The organism is Neobacillus massiliamazoniensis (genome assembly GCF_001048695.1).
In the GTDB taxonomy this organism is placed as follows: domain Bacteria; phylum Bacillota; class Bacilli; order Bacillales; family Cytobacillaceae; genus Neobacillus; species Neobacillus massiliamazoniensis.
On the sequence record NZ_CVRB01000002.1, the window covers coordinates 1,007,875 to 1,029,420 of the forward strand.

General features: G+C 42.6%; 19 protein-coding genes. 17 read left to right on the forward strand and 2 right to left on the reverse strand.

Annotated elements, in window-relative coordinates; genetic code table 11:
* Nucleotides 1–130 precede the first annotated feature (130 nt).
* The 11 genes from nuoL (at nucleotide 131) to BN1082_RS12710 (ending at nucleotide 15,608) form a co-directional block, all read left to right on the forward strand.
* On the forward strand, nucleotides 131–2,002 hold the full coding sequence (gene nuoL, locus BN1082_RS12660) for an NADH-quinone oxidoreductase subunit L (RefSeq protein ID WP_090634853.1): 1,872 nt from the start codon (nucleotides 131–133) through the stop codon (nucleotides 2,000–2,002).
* A complete protein-coding gene (locus tag BN1082_RS12665; RefSeq protein WP_090634854.1) occupies nucleotides 1,999–3,507 on the forward strand; it encodes a complex I subunit 4 family protein in 1,509 nt (502 codons plus the stop codon). The genes nuoL and BN1082_RS12665 overlap by 4 nt, the downstream gene beginning before the upstream one ends.
* A gap of 4 nt (nucleotides 3,508–3,511) precedes the next feature.
* Nucleotides 3,512–5,020, forward strand: a complete 1,509-nt coding sequence (gene nuoN, locus BN1082_RS12670) for an NADH-quinone oxidoreductase subunit NuoN (RefSeq protein ID WP_281177011.1) — start codon at nucleotides 3,512–3,514, stop codon at nucleotides 5,018–5,020.
* 1,060 nt (nucleotides 5,021–6,080) lie between these two features.
* Nucleotides 6,081–6,335: a DUF1146 family protein gene (locus BN1082_RS12675; RefSeq protein ID WP_090634856.1), complete on the forward strand. Its 255-nt coding sequence runs from the start codon at nucleotides 6,081–6,083 to the stop codon at nucleotides 6,333–6,335.
* 178 nt (nucleotides 6,336–6,513) lie between these two features.
* Nucleotides 6,514–7,272: a YwmB family TATA-box binding protein gene (locus tag BN1082_RS12680; RefSeq protein WP_090634857.1), complete on the forward strand. Its 759-nt coding sequence runs from the start codon at nucleotides 6,514–6,516 to the stop codon at nucleotides 7,270–7,272.
* Nucleotides 7,273–7,304: 32 nt separating this feature from the next.
* On the forward strand, nucleotides 7,305–8,612 hold the full coding sequence (gene murA / locus BN1082_RS12685) for a UDP-N-acetylglucosamine 1-carboxyvinyltransferase (RefSeq protein WP_090634859.1): 1,308 nt from the start codon (nucleotides 7,305–7,307) through the stop codon (nucleotides 8,610–8,612).
* A gap of 263 nt (nucleotides 8,613–8,875) precedes the next feature.
* On the forward strand, nucleotides 8,876–9,898 hold the full coding sequence (gene spoIID, locus BN1082_RS12690) for a stage II sporulation protein D (RefSeq protein ID WP_090634861.1): 1,023 nt from the start codon (nucleotides 8,876–8,878) through the stop codon (nucleotides 9,896–9,898).
* Nucleotides 9,899–10,737: 839 nt separating this feature from the next.
* Complete coding sequence (locus tag BN1082_RS12695; protein WP_176699752.1) at nucleotides 10,738–11,796, forward strand: nuclease-related domain-containing protein; 1,059 nt, start codon at nucleotides 10,738–10,740, stop codon at nucleotides 11,794–11,796.
* Nucleotides 11,797–11,967: 171 nt separating this feature from the next.
* Nucleotides 11,968–12,978, forward strand: a complete 1,011-nt coding sequence (spoIIQ, locus tag BN1082_RS12700; RefSeq protein WP_090634865.1) for a stage II sporulation protein SpoIIQ — start codon at nucleotides 11,968–11,970, stop codon at nucleotides 12,976–12,978.
* Nucleotides 12,979–13,217: 239 nt separating this feature from the next.
* A complete protein-coding gene (locus BN1082_RS12705; RefSeq protein WP_090634867.1) occupies nucleotides 13,218–13,559 on the forward strand; it encodes a DUF805 domain-containing protein in 342 nt (113 codons plus the stop codon).
* A 75-nt stretch (nucleotides 13,560–13,634) separates the two neighbouring features.
* Entirely contained in the window at nucleotides 13,635–15,608 is a 1,974-nt protein-coding gene (locus BN1082_RS12710) for a penicillin-binding transpeptidase domain-containing protein (protein WP_090634869.1), read from the forward strand.
* Between the two features lie 668 nt (nucleotides 15,609–16,276).
* Here BN1082_RS12710 and BN1082_RS12715 read toward each other — a convergent pair.
* Nucleotides 16,277–16,591, reverse strand: coding sequence for an MGMT family protein (locus BN1082_RS12715; protein ID WP_090634871.1), 315 nt, complete (start codon nucleotides 16,589–16,591; stop codon nucleotides 16,277–16,279).
* A gap of 513 nt (nucleotides 16,592–17,104) precedes the next feature.
* Here BN1082_RS12715 and spoIIID point away from each other — a divergent pair.
* From spoIIID to fabZ, 4 genes are all read left to right on the forward strand, one after another.
* Nucleotides 17,105–17,377 (forward strand): sporulation transcriptional regulator SpoIIID, encoded by a 273-nt coding sequence (gene spoIIID, locus BN1082_RS12720; protein WP_007086083.1) that lies wholly within the window; start codon nucleotides 17,105–17,107, stop codon nucleotides 17,375–17,377.
* A gap of 152 nt (nucleotides 17,378–17,529) precedes the next feature.
* Nucleotides 17,530–18,534 carry a rod shape-determining protein gene (gene mreB, locus BN1082_RS12725; protein WP_090634873.1) on the forward strand — a complete coding sequence of 335 codons (1,005 nt, stop codon included), beginning with the start codon at nucleotides 17,530–17,532 and terminating at the stop codon, nucleotides 18,532–18,534.
* 288 nt (nucleotides 18,535–18,822) lie between these two features.
* Nucleotides 18,823–19,104: a DNA-directed RNA polymerase subunit beta gene (locus BN1082_RS12730; RefSeq protein WP_090634875.1), complete on the forward strand. Its 282-nt coding sequence runs from the start codon at nucleotides 18,823–18,825 to the stop codon at nucleotides 19,102–19,104.
* Nucleotides 19,105–19,193: 89 nt separating this feature from the next.
* Nucleotides 19,194–19,628 carry a 3-hydroxyacyl-ACP dehydratase FabZ gene (gene fabZ, locus BN1082_RS12735; protein ID WP_090634877.1) on the forward strand — a complete coding sequence of 145 codons (435 nt, stop codon included), beginning with the start codon at nucleotides 19,194–19,196 and terminating at the stop codon, nucleotides 19,626–19,628.
* 195 nt (nucleotides 19,629–19,823) lie between these two features.
* On the opposite strand, the gene BN1082_RS12740 is transcribed toward fabZ, so the two are convergent.
* Nucleotides 19,824–20,258: a YwpF family protein gene (locus tag BN1082_RS12740; protein WP_090634878.1), complete on the reverse strand. Its 435-nt coding sequence runs from the start codon at nucleotides 20,256–20,258 to the stop codon at nucleotides 19,824–19,826.
* Between the two features lie 245 nt (nucleotides 20,259–20,503).
* On the opposite strand from BN1082_RS12740, the gene ssb reads away from it, so the two are divergent.
* Both ssb and BN1082_RS12750 read left to right on the forward strand, forming a co-directional pair.
* On the forward strand, nucleotides 20,504–20,878 hold the full coding sequence (ssb, locus tag BN1082_RS12745; RefSeq protein WP_090634879.1) for a single-stranded DNA-binding protein: 375 nt from the start codon (nucleotides 20,504–20,506) through the stop codon (nucleotides 20,876–20,878).
* 30 nt (nucleotides 20,879–20,908) lie between these two features.
* Nucleotides 20,909–21,121 (forward strand): hypothetical protein, encoded by a 213-nt coding sequence (locus BN1082_RS12750; RefSeq protein ID WP_090634882.1) that lies wholly within the window; start codon nucleotides 20,909–20,911, stop codon nucleotides 21,119–21,121.
* The last annotated feature ends 425 nt before the right edge of the window (nucleotides 21,122–21,546 follow it).

Genomic DNA, 21,546 nt, shown 5'->3' on the forward strand with positions numbered 1-21,546 from the left:
AAAAGCAGGTAGAGTTTACTAACGGAAAACCTGCATCATGAAATGGGTGTCAGGCACCGAAGGAGTGTCCACTCCAGATGGACAAATGTCCACGGGTGGTGTCAGGCACCGAAAAAAGGGGATAGTGATAATGATGGAAAATGCATGGATCATACCGCTTTTCCCGCTTTTATCGTTTTTGATCCTTCTTCTATTTGGGAAGCGGCTGAAGGAGGCGAGTGCGTATGTGGGGATTTTGCTTACGCTGGCCTCGCTTGTCTTTTCGATTTTGGTGTTGTTTGAACGGTTTACTTCACCATCGTACGGGGCGAACTTCGACTGGCTTACGATAGGAGATATTCATTTAACAGCGGGCTTTGAAGTAAATCAATTAAATGCATTAATGCTGTTTATTGTCTCGCTCATCAGCTTCCTCGTTCATACCTATTCAAAAGGGTATATGCACGGGGATGAGCGGATTCCAGTTTTCTATGCTTATTTAGGACTATTTACATTTGGAATGCTTGGCTTAGTCATTTCGCCAAACCTTTTACAAACCTATGTTTTCTGGGAGATTGTCGGTCTCGGTTCCTTCCTCTTAATCGGGTTTTATTTTTACAAGGAAGAAGCGAAGGCTGCCGCGAAAAAAGCATTCATTATGACCCGGATCGGGGATGTAGGCTTATTCATCGGCATGATCTTATTATTCTGGCAAACAAAGAGCTTTGATTACAGTGATATTTTTAAAGCAGTAGAGAGCGGCTCTATATCGCCGTCGATGATTACCTTGACAGCAATCTTAATTTTTATTGGAGCTATCGGTAAATCAGGTCAGTTCCCGCTACATACATGGCTTCCGGATGCAATGGAAGGTCCGACACCAGTTTCGGCTTTAATCCACGCCGCTACAATGGTTGTTGCCGGGGTATACTTGGTCGCTGCCTTATTCCCATTGTTCCTAGCCAGCAAAACCGCGCTCATGACCATCGCCGTTATCGGTGCGTTCACCGCCATTTTTGCAGCGAGTATCGGTCTTGTGCAAACAGATATTAAAAGAGTATTAGCATATTCCACCGTCAGCCAATTAGGTTACATGATGCTTGCCTTAGGTTCTGCCGGCTATGTTGCCGGAGTGTTCCACTTGATGACACACGCATTCTTCAAGGCACTGTTGTTCCTTGCAGCCGGTTCTGTCATCCATGCGGTGCATACCCAGAACATCGAAGAAATGGGCGGCTTATGGAAAAAACTCAAGCTGACCGGCCCACTCTTCTTAATTGGAACCTTAGCGATCAGCGGAGTTCCGCTCTTATCAGGTTTCTTCAGTAAGGACGAAATTTTAGCTGCAGCATGGGAAGGCGGACATCCGATCCTTTTCATCCTAGCGCTTATAGCCGCATTCTTTACGGCATTCTATATGTTCCGCTTGTTCTTCATGGTGTTCACCGGTGAAGCCCGCAGCGACATTTCAAAAGCGCACGAATCACCATCTGTGATGACATTTCCGATGATCATTCTCGGTGTGTTAGCGATTTTCGCAGGTTATGTCAATACACCATGGTTTGGAAACTTCCTTGGCGACTGGCTCGTTGCCGGCAATCCAATCCTTGCCGCCAACAACCATGAAGCAAGCCCAATCTGGATCATGATTCTCGCAACCGTTGTTTCCTTGGGTGGGATTTACCTTGCATGGCTGATTTACGGCAAACGTTCCATCGCCCGTAACTGGCTCGGCAGCACAGGTGAAAAATTGCACACGGTTTTACTGAACAAATATTATATCGACGAATTCTATCAAATGACGGTCGTGGCGATCGCGTCAGGTATCAGCTACTTCTTACAGTTCATTGACACCTTCCTAGTCCAAGGACTCGTCAATGGCGTAACCGGTATCGTTCAAGGTCTTGGAAAAATCGGCTCAAAAATGCAATCCGGACAGGTGCAAACCTACGGAGCCGTTGCCTTCATCGGCCTGGCACTACTCGCCATCGTCTTCGCGTTAACAGGGGGGTACTTAAAATGAATTTACATTCTGTTCTGACACTCCTAGTATTCTCCCCACTGCTAGGAATGGTTGTTTTAGCATTTATGCCGAAAAGCCAGGAAAAATCAATCAAACTGGTTGGCTTTTTAGCGACGCTGCCTTCCTTGGCCCTTGCTCTTGCCGCTTACTTTCATTTTCAAGCCGGCAAAAGCTTAAGCGCTTTTTCAGTCGACAAAGCTTGGATTCAATTCCAAGGAATTTATGGGGCGCCAAAGCCATTATTCTCAGTTAATTATGAGCTTGCTTTAAACGGCTTTACGCTGCTCCTCGTTGTACTTACAGCGGTTGTAGCGACCTTAGCTTCCATTGCATCGATCAATATTAAAAAAGAATGGAAAGGCTATTTTATGCTGTTCCTTCTTTTAGAAGTGGGCATGCTCGGCGTCTTTACCGCACAAAACTTAATTTTATTCTTTATCTTCTTTGAAGTAACGTTAATCCCAACCTTCTTCCTCATCGGGAAGTGGGGCTATTTTGAAAAAGAAAAAGCAGCCTTTAGCTTTTTAATCTATAACGGTTTAGGCTCAGCAATTCTCTTAATCGTCATCATGGTTCTTTTTGCAAAAACAGGAACTACGAATATCGACCAATTACAGCATATTGTGAATGCTCAAGGCGGCCCGGTTACGGATGCTACCAAGCTCGGTTTATTCATCGCTCTATTGATCGCTTTCGGCGTCAAGCTGCCAATTTTTCCATTGCACAGCTGGATGCTGAAGGTACACGTGCAAGCACCGCCATCGGTCGTTATGATTCACTCTGGTATTCTTTTAAAAATTGGTGCCTACGGTTTAATCCGATTTGGAATGGGAATTTTCCCGCATCAGTTTGAACAATTAGCCGGTCTGATCGCCGTCTTAGGCGTTATCAACCTATTGTACGGTGCTTTCTTAGCGTTCATACAAAACGATTTCAAAATGGTGCTCGCGTACTCCTCAATTTCCCACATGGGAATCGTATTGATTGGACTCGCCGCCATGAATGCATCTGGAATCCAGGGGGCCATTTTCCAAGTGGTTTCGCACGGTTTAATTTCAGCGCTGTTGTTCTTCTTAGTTGGCGTCCTTTACGAGCGCACCGATACATCGCTTCTAGACAATCTCGGCGGAATGGCAAAAGGCATGCCACTTGCCGCAGGTTTCTTACTAGCAGGCGGTTTAGCATCGCTTGGCTTACCAGGTATGTCCGGCTTCGTCAGTGAATTTATGGCCTTCCTCGGACTATTTGAAACAATGCCGTGGATTGCTGCCGTTGGTACGATCGGAATCATTATGACAGCTGTCTATTTACTACGTGCCGTCCTTAACATTACTTACGGCCAAGCACACCGCGAATTCAGCGGCGTCGTTGATTTAAAAGGTGTGGAATTCGTACCTGTGGTAGTTTTGATGCTTCTAATCGTCTTAATCGGCGTCTACCCAAGTATTTTAAGCGCACCGCTGCAAAGTACAATACAAACGATTTTTCCAGGGATAGGGGGGTGATGAATTGAAAACATTAAGCCAATTCAACTGGAGCATAATGACACCGGAATTCATCATCCTTGGTGTTGCCGCAGTTCTTGTCGTATTAGATTTATTTATGCCAAAAAAACAAGACCGAAAAATCTTAGGCTGGATTGCCATTGCTGGTATTTTCGCAGCGATCATCTCGCTTGCTGGTCTCGTTGATTTACATGTCACATCGATTTTGGATGACACTTTCCGGCTCGATGGTTTTGCCAAAGCCTTTAAATTCCTCCTTCTTGGTGGTGGGCTATTGGTTATGTTCTTAGCAATCAGCTATGAACCGAAGGATGGAGTGGAAGAATATCACGGCGAGTTTTTCTACCTATTTTTAGCAGCGTTGCTCGGAGCGATGGTTATGACCTCAAGCGGCGATCTTATCACGCTGTTTGTCGGCCTCGAATTGTTATCGATAACTTCTTATATTTTAGTAGGAATTCGCAAGCATCATTTGCAATCAAATGAATCGGCTATGAAATACGTCATCAACGGCGGTATTGCAACAGCCATTACGTTGTTCGGAATGAGTTATGTGTACGGCTTAACCGGCTCAACGAACCTGGTTACGATTGCGACAAAGCTGCAATCATTAGCCGATCCTCACATAGCTTACTTGCTGGGCCTTGCTTTCTTAATGATTTTGGTTGGCTTATCCTTCAAGCTCGCTGCTGCTCCGTTCCATATGTGGGCACCAGACGTGTACCAAGGTGCACCAACACCTGTCACTGCGTTCTTAAGCGTTGTATCGAAGACAGCAGGCTTTGTGATTATCATCCGAATTTTATTATCCATATTCGGAGTTGCCGCCTCTAATGGCCCTGGCTCTGCACCAATTTTATTAAATATGCAGAACTACATCTCATTCGTTGCCGCAGCAACAATGATAATCGGAAACGTTGTCGCCCTAAGACAAACGGATATTAAAAGAATGTTTGCATACTCAAGTATTGCGCACGCAGGATACGTTCTCGTGGCCTTTGCATCGATGAGCTCGAACTTGTTCTATTCGGTCTGGTTCTACCTGCTCGCGTATTTGTTCATGAATCTTGGCGCTTTTGCCGTTATCCAGCTAGTATCGGAAAAAACAGGTTCTACCAAGATCAGCGAATATGCCGGCCTATATCGCCGCTCACCGGTCCTTGCCGTCGCCATGGGAATCTTACTAATTTCCTTAGCAGGCTTCCCAGGAACAGCCGGTTTTATCGGAAAACTGAACATCTTTATCGGTACATTTGTCGGTGTACCACATTATGTGCTGGCGTCAGTCATGATTGCCACCACCGTCGTCTCCTATTTCTACTATTTCGGGGTCATGACGCAAATGTTCTTCCGTCCGGCAAAAGACGATAGCAAATTCGGCAACATTCCATTCGGCATTCTCGTCGTCTTGATTGTGGCCGTCGCAGCATCCGTCCTGTTCGGACTTGCACCAAATATTGCATCAAACTTCCTGGTAAATCACTTCAGCGATTTTCAGGACTTCCTACAATAAAGAAGGGGCACATGCCTCTTCTTTTTTTTGCGGTTTGTGGGTACGTAAATCCATTTTTGTGATCTGAATCATGCTTTTTCTAATTTTTCGGGCACCTAGTTTCCGGAAAAATTGAATTTTGCCTGACTTCGGGAATGTAGAAGGTGTCTACGTGGATGAATTTTTGTTTTCAACCGCTTTTCGTGAACGTAGAAGATGTCTACATGGATGAATTTCTGTTTTTAACCGCTATTCGTATACGTAGAAGGTGTCTACGTGGATGAATTTCTGTTTCCAACTGCTATTCGTGAACGTAGAGTGCGTCTACGTAAACGATTTCCTGTTTTCAACCGCTTTTTGTGAACGTAGAAGGTGTCTACGTGAACGAAATCTTATTTCCAACAGCTATTCATGAACATAGAAGGCTTCTAGTTTCCCGAAAAAAAGAATTTTGCATGATTTCGGAAATGTAGAGGACGTCTAGTTTCCCAAAAATAGAAATTTTGCCTGACTTCAGGAATGTAGAGGGCCTCTAGTTTCCCGAAAAAGGAATCTTGCCTGATTTCGGGAATGTAAAAGAGCTCTAGTTCACTAAAAAAGAATTTTTCCTGATTTCAGGAATGGTGACCAAATTTTCTACCTTATCACTGTTTACGGTTACCAAGAGCCCTCTTTTGCGGTTTGTGGTCAAGAAAATCCATTTATGTGCCCGCCCTTCCTCTAATTTACGGATTTAAGTCACATAAAGAGTATTTTAGGTAGACAACAAAGTTAATTCGTAAACTTCGTTAAGCGGATATGTCCAGCTGTCGCGCCTAGAAAACGAGCACCTTCCGCTTTTCTTATTGTCAAGCTCCAGTGCCTAGCCCCAGGAGTTCTTGCTCTTGCTCTTGCTACTCCCAAGCAAAGGCAAAATGCATCTTCATTTTTGAAGCGTCTTATGTCTTTAGGGGCAGCCCATTTATTACGATTTTCTTTGTATTCGCAATTTTACAAAAATATTCCAAAACGAAACTTTTCCCCTTTTCATGCGTCTGTATGATAGAATGGTACTCGGTATGAATTTTGGAGGTACTAATGGATGAAAGATCTTGGACAAATAGCGTTGATTAGCATAATGTCCCATTTAGTGTTTATTGCACTTTCGTGGTGGGCACTGCAAGCCATTCAGCTAGAAAAACTGCTTAGGCCTAATCATGTATTTCAAGCACGATTACTTTACATATTATTGGCCATTTTTATCGGATCTTCTGTTAGCAACTTTTTCCTAGATTATCTTCAATGGTCAAAGCAACTGCCATATTTGCTACAAATTATTTTTTTGGAAAAAATTTAGTCTATTGTACATGTTCCATTTTGCCGAAAATTTGATACAATCAACTTTGTGTGAAAAAAATACTTTATTGCATTAAAGCTCGGAACGTTCTTACATAGGGATTGTCAAAAAGTGACGACATTTCCCAAGTATGCTCTTTCCTACATTGGAAACAATGTTAGTAAGGGGGAGAGCAGATATGAGAGAGAAAAGCCGGCATTTATTACCTACGATTATAATCATTAGTATTATTTTGGTTGTAATGATGGGGCATCAGACAACCACCGAAGCTGATAGCGGAATCGATTTATTAAAAATCGGATCCATTTTTCAAAAAGAAAAAATCACGCAGAGTGAATGGTCATTGTATGCTCGGGAGTATTTGGTTGATCTAAAAAGTGAGGCAGAACTACAGCAATATGCGAAGGAGCTTCAGCAAAAGTTCCCCCAGTGGAATTGGATCGTATCTAACTCCAGCCAAAAATGGGAAGTAACTGCAGTATCTCCATCACCTAAACACCACCAAGAAATGCTTCAAATTATGACAACCCACACAAAACAACCAAGCAGTGCGTATATAGTGTATAGGGTAAGCGGAAAAGAATGGAATAAATCTGCAGAAGCCTTTTTCACTACAGGTTCATTTAAAAAAAGACTAACTGACATTTTTCGCGGAAAACCGACACTTTTTGCTTGTATGAAGGGCGAAGTCAGTGGTAGAATTGATACGGTTTTACCAAAAACAGTATCGCATTTACTTTCAGTTTTTCATGCGAAAAAAATCGAAGCGTTAGAAGAGGATACGTTCATGTCTGTATCGGCGTTTTCGCCAATGTTTACCAACTCAATTGAAGAAACACATGATCACATGAATTTGCAAATTGGTATACGCTCCGAAGGATTGGGCGCCAAGACTACCATCGTAGTTGGCACACCAATCATTACGATTGAATATTAATATAGAGAAAATGGACGCGGAGGGGAATACTCTTGGAAAAGATCATCGTCCGCGGCGGAAAAAGGCTTTACGGAACGGTTAAAGTGGAAGGTGCAAAAAATGCTGTTCTGCCTGTTATCGCTGCCACATTATTAGCAAGTGATGGAAAAAGTGTAATTCGTGATGTACCTACACTCTCCGATGTATACACAATCAATGAAGTTTTACGGAATTTAAACGCTCAAGTAGTATTTGAAAATAATACAGTTGTCGTCGATGCATCTAGAGAGTTAAAAGATGAAGCGCCGTTCGAATACGTTCGAAAAATGCGGGCATCTGTCCTTGTTATGGGCTCATTACTTGCACGCAATGGTCGAGCACGGGTTGCTTTGCCGGGTGGATGTGCCATCGGTTCCCGCCCTATCGACCAGCACCTCAAAGGCTTCGAAGCAATGGGTGCACATGTTAAAGTAGGAAACGGCTTTATTGAAGCCGAGGTAAATGGCCGCTTAAAAGGAGCAAAAATTTACTTAGACTTCCCAAGTGTTGGGGCAACAGAAAACATTATGATGGCGGCAACCCTTGCACAGGGAACGACCATCCTTGAAAATGTTGCAAAAGAACCAGAAATTGTGGATCTTGCTAACTTTTTAAATAAAATGGGTGCAAACGTACGTGGAGCTGGTACTGGCACTATAAGAATTGAAGGCGTGGATGTAATGTTTGGCGCCGACCATAACATCATTCCTGACCGCATCGAAGCAGGTACCTTTATGGTTGCCGCCGCGATCACAGGTGGAAATGTCCTTATCAAAGGGGCTGTTCCTGAACACATTTCATCCTTGATTGCCAAAATGGAAGAAATGGGTGTTATCATTTTTGAAGAAGAGGATGGAATTCGTGTAATTGGACCAGACCATTTACGTGCTGTCGACATCAAAACGATGCCGCACCCAGGATTCCCGACCGACATGCAATCGCAAATGATGGCATTATTACTTCGTGCAGAAGGTACTTCGATGATTACGGAAACGGTTTTCGAAAACCGTTTTATGCATGTCGAGGAATTTCGCCGCATGAATGCTGACATCAAAATCGAGGGTCGTTCTGTTATTTTAAATGGCCTCTCCAATCTTCAAGGTGCTGAAGTATCCGCAACCGATCTTCGCGCAGCTGCAGCCTTGATTCTCACTGGATTGGTGGCAGACGGCATCACACGTGTCACAGAACTAAAACACCTAGACCGTGGCTACGTTCGCTTCCATGAAAAGCTAGCATCCCTCGGTGCCGACATCGAGCGTGTCAAAGAGGATGTAGAAACCTTCGTAATCGAAAACTATGTTTCCGATATGAACGCCTGACCAAGTTGGCAAGAGAGTTTCTAGTAAGAACATAACCTAGAATAAAATTCAAAACAGAATGAGCCGAAGAATTCAGCTGTCTGATATCCGACAACTGAATTCTTCGGCTTTAAGTTTGTTTGGGTGTCAGACACCTAGTTGACATAACTACTGGTGTCAGGCACCGCTTGCCTAAATTTTTTGTCATAAATGCTTTTTAGCCTCCATATGATGAATTGAACAGCGAGAGTCGGCTGTGAAAACTTCAAACTGGAGGCATCTACATGAAAAAATTCAAACCAATCTTCGTACTAGTGTCTTTCCTCATTGCCATTACGTTAATTATTCCTGCCATTCTTGTCGTTCCTTTTATGGACGGAAAAGCGAGTGGAAAATTAGGTGTAGACCTATCAAAACCCCCCGCCAAAGAAACGGCGGCCCCATCTGCAGACGCTGCAGTCACAGTTTCCGTTTACCGATCTTCCAAAGGGAAAATTGAAAATGTTCAACTTGAAGATTATCTCGTTGGGGTTGTTGCCGCTGAAATGCCCGCTGATTTTAACGAAGAGGCGCTCAAGGCACAGGCCCTTACGGCGAGAACCTATATTGTAAAAAAAATGTTGAGCAAGGATACAACAGGAGTCCCAAAAGGTGCACAAGTAACTGACACAACCATGAACCAGGCTTACGAGAGTGATGATAAACAAAGGGCAGATTGGAAGGCAGATTATAGCTGGAAGCATAAAAAAATTCTCGATGCTGTCAGAGCAACTAGCGGACAAATTTTAACTTACAAAGGCGAGGCAATCGACGCGACTTTCTTTTCTACTAGCAACGGCTACACCGAAAACTCAGAGGACTACTGGCAGAGCTCCATTCCATATTTACGAAGTGTACCAAGCCCCTGGGACAAAAACTCCCCAAAGTTTAATTCGAAGCAGGAGTTCACCGTTAGTGACTTTGAAGCGAAATTAGGCGTGAAACTTGATAAGGATATTGGAAATATTACCGGCCTAACTGCCGGAAAGCGGGTTGCAAAAGTAAATTTTAACGGAAAAATTTTAACCGGAAAAGACATCCGCGATAAACTCGATTTACGATCCGCTGACTTCAAGTGGGAGCGAAAAGGAAATAACATCATTGTTACCACCAAAGGCTTCGGCCACGGCGTCGGCATGAGCCAATACGGCGCTAACGGAATGGCCGATGAAGGAAAAAACTACAAGGACATTGTGAAATATTACTACCAGGGCGTCGAAGTCACCTCCGCAGAAAATCTCTTTGCAACCATTACCGCACAGAAATAGAGTGAAAGGTCAGGAAACTGGCCTTTTTGTTTGTTTTGGAGGGGGCCTCGGGGGAGGGACGGTGGTACAGGTGATTTGGAAAGTCTATTGAGAGAAACGGCACATAAAAATGAAAAATGGCATATAAGTGGGACAAAACGGCACATAAAACTCAATAACGGCACATATATTTGAAAAATGGCACATATCGTAATTTAAGCAGGGGAAATCCTTAAAAAAGTAACTAAAAAAGAGCAACTTCCAGTCGGAAAACAGGCGTTTTAGATGATCCGGATAGGCAATTAAGAGAAATGGCACATAAAAATGAAAAATGGCACATAAGTGGATCAAAACGGCACATAAAACTCAAAAACGGCACATATATTTGAAAAACGGCACATATCGTAGTTCAGGCAGGGGAAATCCTCAAAAAGGTAACTAAAAAGAGCAGAGATCAGTTGGAAACCAGCTTTCTTAGATGATTCGGATAGGCATTTTAGAGAAACGGCACATAAAAATGAAAAATGGCACATAAGTGGGACAAAACGGCACATAAAACTCGAAAACGACACATATATTTGAAAAACGGCACATATCGTAATTCAAGCAGGTGAAATCCTCAAAAAAGTAACTAAAAAGAGCAGAGATCAGTTGGAAACCAGCTTTCTTAGATGATTCGGATAGGCATTTTAGAGAAACGGCACATAAAAATGAAAAATGGGACATAAGTGGATCAAAACGGCACATAAAACACAAAAATGGCACATATATTTGAAAAACGGCACATATCGTATTTCAAGCAGCTCAAAAAAAAGACCCCATTTCAAAAAAATGAACGTTTTATGAACTTGCACCCAATAGTGTCGATTTTTGAAGGATTTTCCATCCAAAAAGAAGAAGTATGTAAAAAATTGAAAGGAATGATGCGTTTGTATGCTAAAGAGTTTTCATTTTCAAAACGGTATCATAAATTGCGTGCACTAAAAAATAGACTACCTGACACTCATACGCAATGGCCAAAAGTTGCATTAGAATGTAGTAACGAAGAAGCCGGTCAACTTGGGGAGAAATCTATAGGTTTTCATCTTGATATGCTCTCCAACTCAAAATATTACATTTTTCATTATCTGCGACTGCAGCATGGAAAATACTATTTTCAAATGGATTACTTTATCCTCTGCGCCTCATTTGCTCTAATATTGGAAGTCAAGAATATGGGCGGCGAATTACGTTTTGATGGTGATTTTAATCAAATGACCCAAATAAAAAGAAGTACCAAAAAAAGACGTAAGAATCCGGTTCTACAGGCAAGACTACAAGCGAAGAAACTAAAATGTTGGTTGGAGGAACAGAACTTTCCGGAAATCCCAATCCATTATCTTTTTGTAAATAGTAATGAGGACACGGAAATCATCTCGGACGGTGAAAATGAACTAGTCAATCGAAATAGCTGCAATAGTGAAGGTTTAATAGATAAGATCGAACAAATTGAAAAATATTACACCACAGATATCCTTGATACAAAAGAACTGAAAAAGTTAAAAAAACTACTTTTGGAAAAACACACCCCAGAAAATCCTGATATTCTTCAAGAGTTTGGCATTTCCCCAAAAGAACTAATCCCAGGTGTTCAATGTCCCAACTGTAAAGCATTTTCAATGAAATATAAATCCACGGCATGGTATTGTTCCAAATGCGCCCATAAATCAAAAACCGCCTTTATTCAGGCAATTAACGACTATCTTCTTTTAGTAAAACTATCGATTACGAACCTAGAATGCCGCGAATTATTAGATATTCCCTCGAGGAAAGTAGTGCATAGGCTCCTGAACTCAATGGAATTAGCCTATTCAGGAACAAACAAAGGCAGAATCTACTATCAATCATCATCGGACATCCAGAACTGGCCAGCTCCATAAGGAAGCGATATCCCCAGCGACTTGAACGGACGCCTATTACTTTTTTTCAAAAAAAATTCCCCCTCATGCATAAAATCATCACCATCGTTGAACAATAAGTAGAAAAAATTTTTTAGAATTGTGTATATAATTCTACTTATCTGTTCAGAATGATTGCTGAGGTGATGAAAAATGAGAGAGGAAGAAAACAAACGATCTTCTCAAAAATCGAGCTTTAAACGTTTTTTCAAAAAGCGTTGGGTATTTCCGGCCATTTATATCGCAAGTGCAGCAATCATCCTGAGTGCCGTTCTTTGGTATCAAACTGGTGGCATCAACACAAGCAAATACGATTACAAGTCCACTGATCTTGCAGGCAAAAAGAACAATCAGCCTTCACTAGAAGTGAACAAGGCACTTGAGAATATTAAAATGCCTGTGGCCAATGCTTTATCAGCCGTCGTGAAAATGGGATTCTATGATTTTAACGGTAAAACACAAGACCAGGAAGCCGCATTAGTATTCTACAATAATACGTACCAACCAAACCAAGGAATTGACTTATCGATGAAGGACGGCGCAGCTTTTGATGTTGTGGCATCATTAAGCGGTAAGGTCACAAGAGTCCAAGACGACGCAACCTTAGGGAACGTCATTGAAATTGAGCATGACAAAGGTGTTGTCACTCAATACCAATCTGTAAAAGATATTAAGGTGAAGGTTGGCGACCAAGTAAAACAGGGCGACGTGATTGCTAAGGCTAGCAAAAGCTTATTCAACGAAAAAGCAGGAGTTCATGTGCATTTTGAAATCCGTAAAGATGGAGTTGCCGTTAATCCGTCAAGCTATTTTAACAAGCCATTAAGCTCATTACAAACAGCAACACCATCAGGGTCTGATCAGTCCCAAGTACCTGGAAAAAAGCAAGACCAGCAAAAAATAGATGATAGTCAAGGTTCATCTCAGGATAATAGCCAAGGCACATCGACTGATGATAGCAAGGGTTCATCTCAGGATAATGGTCAAGGCACATCGACTGATAATAGCAAAGGTTCATCCAAGGATGACAGCAAAGGCACATCGACTGATAATAGCAAAGGTTCTTCTAAAGATGACAGCAAAGGCTCATCCACGGATGACAGCAAAGGTTCATCAACGAACGGGCTGGACGGTTCTTCTTCAACAGATAGCCAAAACTCATAATCGTTTCATAAAGGGGGAAGGGGATACTTTCCTCTTTTTTTTTTGCACTTTTTGTTGTGAAAACAGTCATTTTTTTGACCCAGCCCCGTAAGTCTAGAAGTTCCCCTCGGTAAACGCAATGTGAAGTGCTAAAGAATTCCAGATTTTCGCCCCCCGTGTCGAAATTTCTTTACCAAAAGATGAATAAACAGATGTATACTGAATTTGTTAAAAAATAGTCGAAAAAGGGGGGTTTTTCTATGCAATGGTATGTGAAAGTTTTACAAAATTACGCCGGATTTCAAGGAAGAGCACGGCGTACTGAATACTGGATGTTTACGTTAATAAGTGTAATTATCAGCGCCATACTAGCAATTCTACAGTCGGCGGCACATCTATCATTATTATTAACCGGACTTTATTCTTTAGCTGTTTTTATCCCAGGCTTAGCTGTTGCTGCTCGCCGATTACACGATACGGGAAGAAGTGGATTGTGGATATTAATTGCTCTTATTCCGTTCATTGGTGCAATCATTCTTCTTGTGTTTATGTGTCTAGATAGTCAACCAGATGAGAATCAATATGGAACTGTCCCAAAATAGACGCAAATAAACCGCCCTTCGATGGAAAGTGCGGTTTTCTTTTATGGTAAAATAATGAAAGAGGGAGGGATTGGAGTGAAAAAGCTAATCGGTGTCCTGCTCATCCTGCTCGTTCTAACCAGCTGCAGCAAGGAACCCGCACCGCAGGACAGGTTCGCTGAATACATAAAGCTTTGGAATCAGCAAAAATTTACTGCTATGTATGATTATCTTTCAACCGATGCCAAAAAGAATATTAGCGAAAAAGATTTTACTGAAAGATATCAGAAAATTTACAAAGATTTGCAAATTAAAGACATCAAGATTGATTTTAAAAAGCCAAAAGATGACAAGCAGGCAAAAGAAAATAAAGCTACCTATACGTTTTCGGCAAAAATGAATAGCATTGCCGGCCCTATTCAATTTACCCATGAGGCCGTATTGGAAAAAGAAGAACGTGACAAACAGAAAAACTGGTATGTCGACTGGAACCCCTCGTTTATTTTTCCAAAACTGCAGGAGGGTGACAAAATTTCCGTTTCCACAAATGCACCGAAACGAGGAGAAATCCTCGACCGGAACGGCAACGGCCTAGCGATAAATGGTCAGGTGTATGAAGTAGGCGTCATCCCTGGAAAAATGGACGATGCAAGCATGAACCAGGTGGCTTCGCTGTTAAAAATGACCCCGGATCAAGTGAAAAAAGCGGTCAGTGCGAGCTGGGTGAAGCCTGACTTGTTTGTTCCGCTAGCGAAGGTTTCCATGGATGACCAGCGGATGCCGCAATTATTGGCCCTTGCCCCAGTTCGCACGAAAAAGGTCACTGCGCGCGTCTATCCGCTTGGGCAAGCAGCTGCGCAGCTCGTCGGCTATGTCGGCACGATTACCGCGGAGGAACTGCAAAAGCATCCAGACTACGCAGCCCAAGACATCATAGGAAAAAGAGGCCTTGAACAGGTGTATGAAGAGCAGCTAAGAGGCCAAACCGGCGTAAGAATCATGATTCAGAAAAAATTAGGCGGTGTCGATGTGCTTGCGGAAAAACCGGTGCAGGATGGAAAGCAGGTACAGCTCACAATCGACTCTGATTTGCAGGGAAAAATGTTTACCCAGCTTAGCGGTGAAGCCGGCACAGCGGCAGCGATGAACCCTGTCACAGGAGAAACGCTCGCACTTGTCAGCAGCCCGTCATTTGATCCTAATCAGGCCGCTCTCGGGTTCTCAGCAGACGATTTTAAGGCACTTCAGGATAACCAGCAACAGCCGCTCACCACACGCTTCAAGCAGACCTATGCACCGGGCTCGGTGATAAAACCGATCACTGCATTGGTAGGTTTAGAAAACGGTTCCATCAAACCTGATGAAGAGATTGCCATCAGCGGCAAGCAGTGGCAGAAGGACCAGTCATGGGGAGGATATTATGTCACGAGAGTTCATGAGGCAAGTCCTGTTAACCTTGAAAAAGCACTGATCTTCTCAGATAATATTTACTTTGCCCAGGCTGCGCTAAAAATGGGGAAGGATTCGTTTACAAAAGGCATGCAGAATGCTTTGTTTGAAAAAACATTGGATTATCCTTACCCGCTACAGAAATCAACAATTGGCTCACTAGGAAATGACATTTCCCTCGCCGATTCCGGCTACGGACAAGGCCAGGTGCAAATGAGCATTGTCCATTTGATGACGGCATATACTTCCTTTGTCAATAACGGGACGATGATCAAACCGACTCTCTTACTCGATGAACAAAAGAGTCAGCCATTGGGACAATTAGCTTCTAAAGAAAATACGGCCACGGTCGCTGGGATGTTACAAAAGGTAGTAAGTGACCCGAGCGGAACCGCTCACGCCGCCAATATTCCCGACTATCCTTTAGCCGGAAAAACAGGCACCGCGGAAATCAAGCAGAAACAGGGCGAAGTCGGAACCGAAAACGGCTGGTTCATCGCCTACAACACCAACACTCCGAGCCTGATGATGGCAATGATGGTCGAAGGCGTCCAGGACAAAGGCGGATCGATGGTGCCGGTACAAAAAGTGAAGGATCTTTATATGTCAGTAAAAAAATAACATCTGGGGCTCCAGATGTTGTTTTTTTATTATTGGACTTTGAGAATGGTTCAGGTTCATGCATGGAGAGCTCGTTTACGTGGAAGAAATTCGTGAAAAAAGTAGTAACAGTGAATGTAGAGCGCGTTTACGTGCATGAAATCAGAGTAAAAAGCAGAAACGGTTAACGTAGAGCACGCCTACGTGAATGAAATCAGAGTAAAAAGCAGAAACAGTTAGTGTAGGTTTCGGACGCTATAACTCGGACGCCGAAAAACGTAATTTTTCGGCGGAGCGTCTATCTCAACGCCTAAAACCCCACCAAAAAGAAGAAAAAGGCCGTTGATGATCGATCTCAACGCCCAAAACCCCACCAAAAAGAAGAAAAAGGTCGTTGATGATCGGTCTCAACGCTCAAAACTCCTTCAAAAAGTAGAAAAAGGTCGTTGATGATCGGTCTCAACGTCCAAAACTCCTTCAAAAAGAAGAAAAAGGTCGTTGATGATCGGTCTCAACGCCCAAAACTCCTTCAAAAAGAAGAAAAAGGTAGTTGATGATCGGTCTCAACGCCCGAACCCCCTCCAAAAAAAAGAAAAATGTCATTGAAGATCGATCTCAACGCCCAAAACCCTCCAAACAGAAGAAACCGGTCGATGAAACTGGGAGCACACCCCAAAGACCCCCAATTTTCATTTCATTGCAGGACGCCACTGATACTTCTCCAAATCAATCACTCCATTTAATCCGACTTCCACCCCTTCACTTTCTAAGGCCCATAATTGTTCATGAAATGATTCTTCCTCAGTAAAGGCAATCTTCCCCTTAGCATTAATTACACGATGCCATGGGAGGCGGTGCTTTTTGCTCATAGTATGAAGGATGCGGACGACCTGCCTGGCAGCCCGCGGACTGCCTGCGAGTGCGGCCACTTGTCCATAGGTTGTGACCTTGCCCTCAGGAATAATTTTTATTACTTCAATGACTCTTTCAGTAAAAGGCTGCATAGGATGTCCCTTTCTACTTAACTTGAGTAAATCAACTCTATCATACCCGGAAAAGCACTTTGCACAATATAATTTTTTGTTCGACAAATTTCTCAGGAAATAAGCATTTCCCGGAATAAACCCTTGCAGGTCCTAACTCGAGGGCATGTCGAAAAAATGGGGCAATCAACCCATCTGTCCGATTTTTCAAAAAATTACCTATAGACCTTGTCCCGATTAAGTATTTCGTGCATAATCCCATATCCAAGCTAATAAACTGTTACAAACCTTTATAAAGAGAGTGTTTGAGGTGAAGAGTCGTTTGAAGGATGCGGGTATTCAGTCGGGGACATGATTATTCATCGTACGACCGTTACTGGTGCCTGACACCAAAACAAAGGCACTGTCCACTGAACACGGACAAATGTCTTTCTGTGGTGCCTGACACCCAACCAACGGAAACAGTACTTCGTCGAAGTGATAAGCGGGTCTCATTTCACACTTCTCACATCCAACTTAGGGAGGGCGAGTGGTGTGCACGATTACATCAAAGAACGAACTATCAAGATTGGAAAGTATATCGTGGAGACGAGAAAAACAGTTCGCGTAATTGCGAAGGAGTTTGGCGTATCCAAAAGTACAGTCCATAAGGATTTAACAGAGAGACTTCCTGAAATCAATCCGGAGCTTGCAAATGAAGTAAAAGAAATTTTAGATTATCATAAATCGATCCGCCATTTAAGGGGAGGCGAAGCAACGAAAATGAAATATCAAAAAGAAGAAAAAGAAGGAGAGGCTGTCAAATAAGCTTCCGTATAATGGCAATCTCTTCGATTTCCTCCAGTTCGACAATGTTCATCAAAATATTTTATTATAAGTATGGAAAATTTAATGAATATGGTACAATAAACAATTAGGAAAAGTAATTGGATTTGCGTCCAAGGAGGAAAGAAAAGAGAATGTTTGCTAGGGATATTGGAATTGACTTAGGAACGGCTAACGTGTTAATCCACGTAAAGGGCCGTGGAATTGTTTTGAATGAGCCTTCCGTCGTAGCGATTGACAAAAATACCAACCGCGTTCTTGCTGTTGGAGAAGAGGCACGCCGTATGGTTGGCCGTACACCTGGAAACATTGTCGCGATTCGCCCGCTAAAAGACGGTGTCATCGCAGACTTTGATGTGACAGAAGCAATGTTAAAACATTTTATTAATAAGCTTAACGTGAAAGGCTTTTTATCCAAGCCACGCATCTTGATTTGCTGCCCAACTAACATCACAAGTGTTGAGCAAAAAGCAATCAGAGAAGCAGCCGAAAAGAGCGGCGGCAAAAAGATCTATCTCGAAGAGGAGCCAAAGGTTGCCGCTATCGGTGCCGGAATGGACATCTTCCAGCCAAGTGGAAACATGGTTGTCGACATTGGTGGAGGAACAACAGATGTGGCTGTCCTATCCATGGGCGATATCGTAACATCCTCCTCCATCAAAATGGCCGGCGACAAATTCGACATGGAAATTTTGAACCACATCAAGCGCGAGTACAAACTATTGATCGGTGAGCGCACAGCAGAAAATATCAAAATGAATATCGGAACTGTCTTCCCAGGTTCACGCTCAGAACAAATGGATATTCGCGGCCGTGATATGGTTACTGGTTTACCACGTACCATCACAGTACATTCCGAAGAAATCGAACACGCTTTGCGCGAATCTGTTTCTGTCATCGTGCAAGCAGCGAAAAGTGTTCTCGAACGTACTCCGCCTGAACTTTCCGCCGATATAATTGACCGCGGCGTTATTTTAACAGGTGGCGGCGCCCTGCTTCACGGCATCGATATGCTCCTTGCCGACGAGCTCAAGGTTCCCGTGCTAGTTGCCGAAAATCCAATGGATTGCGTTGCCATCGGTACAGGCATTATGCTTGATAATATTGACCGTATTTCAAATCGGAAACTACTTGGATGATCTCCTTTGTAAAAAAAGTCTAATGCACAAGCATTGGGCTTTTTTATTTGGCTTGTGACATATCATTGGAAAGCAGTCATTACTGTCGGAAAAGCGCCCTTTACTGTTGGATACTTATAAGTAAACCGCGTAAGCTCAAGGTATTTTAGAATTTCAAAATGGAAAAAAACACCTCTATGACAAAAAACTACAAAAAACTAATGTCGAATGACAAATTATTTTTTATAATAGGTATATGACACCATAGTTTTAAAATAATATGGTTAACTCGGTAAAAGGGGAATTAGTATGGCGGTCAATTATCTGAATCAGGTGAAATCACGCGAAGAATATAGAAAAATGAAAGAAGAAGAAACGAAAAAGGTGGAAGTCGTACGTCCGCAACGAAAGAAATTACGGGTGCGCCTTATTCCAATTTGGCTTCGCCTAGTCTTACTTATTGTCTTCAGTTTCATCTTTTTAATGGCCGGAGCGGCATTTGGTTATGGAACCCTTGGCAAGGGAAAAGCCACCGATGTATTTAAATTGTCCACCTGGACCCATATAGGTGACCTCGTAAATAAAAAATAAAGGAAGGGGCCCAAATCCCTTCCTTTTTACATAGCTTTAATAGTAAAATAAAAAATAAATACCTAATCATAGTAGGAGGTACTAAACAGATGCTAGATATCACGCAAATTAAAGAAATTATCCCACACCGTTATCCATTTCTATTGGTAGACAGAATTTTGGAAGTAGAAGATGGAGTTCGGGCGGTTGGAATGAAAAATGTAACCGCCAATGAAGAATTCTTTAACGGCCACTTCCCGGACTATCCAGTCATGCCAGGCGTACTAATCGTCGAGGCACTGGCGCAGGTCGGAGCCGTTGCCATGCTAAAAAAAGAAGAGAACCGCGGCCGGTTAGCTTTTTTCGCCGGTATCGACAACTGCCGCTTTAAAAGACAAGTAAAGCCGGGCGACCAGCTTCGACTTGAAGTCGAAATCATTCGCTTGCGCGGACCAATCGGCAAAGGAAAAGCCATCGCCTCAGTAGACGGCGAAGTAGCATGCGAAGCAGAAATTACCTTCGCCCTAGGCGATAAAAAAGAATAAACTCTTGTAAAATAACATCGGGCCAAACGGCCTGATGTTATTTTTACTTTATCAGGAGCGATTTTAGGTATATGTGCCAAACCTGGTTTGGCCAATAAAAAAAGCCAGTCATGGACCGGCTGACTAGCAGGGAACTATATCAAATAAATCATATGATGCATATTGAAAAAAGACCGCGGCACATGTCCGCGGTTTTTATGGGATATAATTGGCCTTTATTTTTGGTTTGCTTTTTAATTTTTCCTTAAATTCGGTGAGGAGTTCTTCGCCACTTAGACCTTTTTGCAGGAGGCTTTCGAGTAGAATCTCGGAATAGTCTCTTCGCTTGCGGCGCAAATGGCCTTCAAGGAGGACGCTGATACGATTTTCAAATTTGTTCAGTGTGACAATTTTCGTTTGAAAAAAGGCAGGATCGTTCTCCAGTTTGGTAATGACAGCTTCCGCAATGATATCACGATTTTCATCGTAAATTTTTTTGAAATAGTCATAAAGGGATAAATCGGTATAGGCTTCAAGCAGCCAAGTGAATCGGTCGTCTTCCTTATTAATAATCAAGGCATCGTGCAAGGGAATCTTCACTGTCGTATCATTTTCCACAATTTCCAACGAGACTAACTTAAAGGATTTCATCGTTTCCCTCCTTATTTTTCCTCTCTAAATTATAACATACGACATCGAGAAGCAAATGTCGAAAAAAATTAGCCGAAAATGCCTTATTCGATTTTTCGAGGTGAAAGTTCCCTTGATTTTTACAAAAAGCACTATGAAAAAACAATATTCGAGCAAAATGGAGCTCGAAAATGGTCGTATCGCGGTTTTACAGCAATGAGGGGCTGGAGATATGATGGAACCATAAAATGGAGAGGAGTTGAATCATGATTAATCAAGTCACACTTGTTGGAAGGCTGACGAAGGATCCTGATTTAAAGTCTACGACAGAAGGAACGCCAGTGACGCAGGTTACTTTGGCTGTGAACCGAAATTTTCGCAACCATAACGGCGAAATTGATGCGGATTTCATTCAATGCACGCTATGGAGAAAGGCGGCTGAGAATACGGCGCAATTCTGTCGAAGGGGCGCGGTTGTAGGGATCACAGGGCGCTTACAGACCCGTCATTACGATAACCGCGAGGGAAAAAGGATTTATGTGACAGAGGTCGTAGCCGAATCCATCCGTTTCCTGAGCTCAAAACCGAGTGCGAATGTTGTTGAACAAGAGAAAAAAGAAGAAGTCCCTATCGTGCTGTAAAGTTATTTTACAATAAGGAGGAACACTCGCTTGGCTCATCACAATGAACATGCCACCAGCATGGAGCAGCTGCTTGAAAGTTTAATTAAAATGGTTGGTAATGCCAACCAAAAAATGGACAGCCTGCAAAAGCGCGTCAGTCAGCTCGAATGGCTCATTAGAGAGCATGAGGTCGAGGTAAAGGAAAGCCCCGTCGAAATTTACTCCACACTACCACCATCATCGGTTTCCAAAACTCACTGACTTTTAAAATTCCCCCGTAAGTAGTTACCATTGCTAGAGACAATCAATGATCCCTCCAATGTTATCTCCATTCTTTCCGGTACTTAGTACCGGTATTTTTTTTGAGAAGCTGACAGAATTGTAAGGACTAAAATGGTTTATCTAATATTTTTTAAAAAAGAAGTTGACTTCTACGAATAAAGATGTTAAATTTATAAATGTCGCTGAGGCGATGAAGAAAAACATTCTTAAAAAAATAAAAAAAGAAGTTGACTTCTACGAAGTTAAATGATAAGATAGATTTCGTTGTCACTTCAAAATTGTTCTTTGAAAACTAAACAAACAAAAACGTCAACAAACAATAATTATTCACTTCATTTAATGATGTGAAGCCAACGTAAATTTCGAGCTAAATCAACTTTCTTGGAGAGTTTGATCCTGGCTCA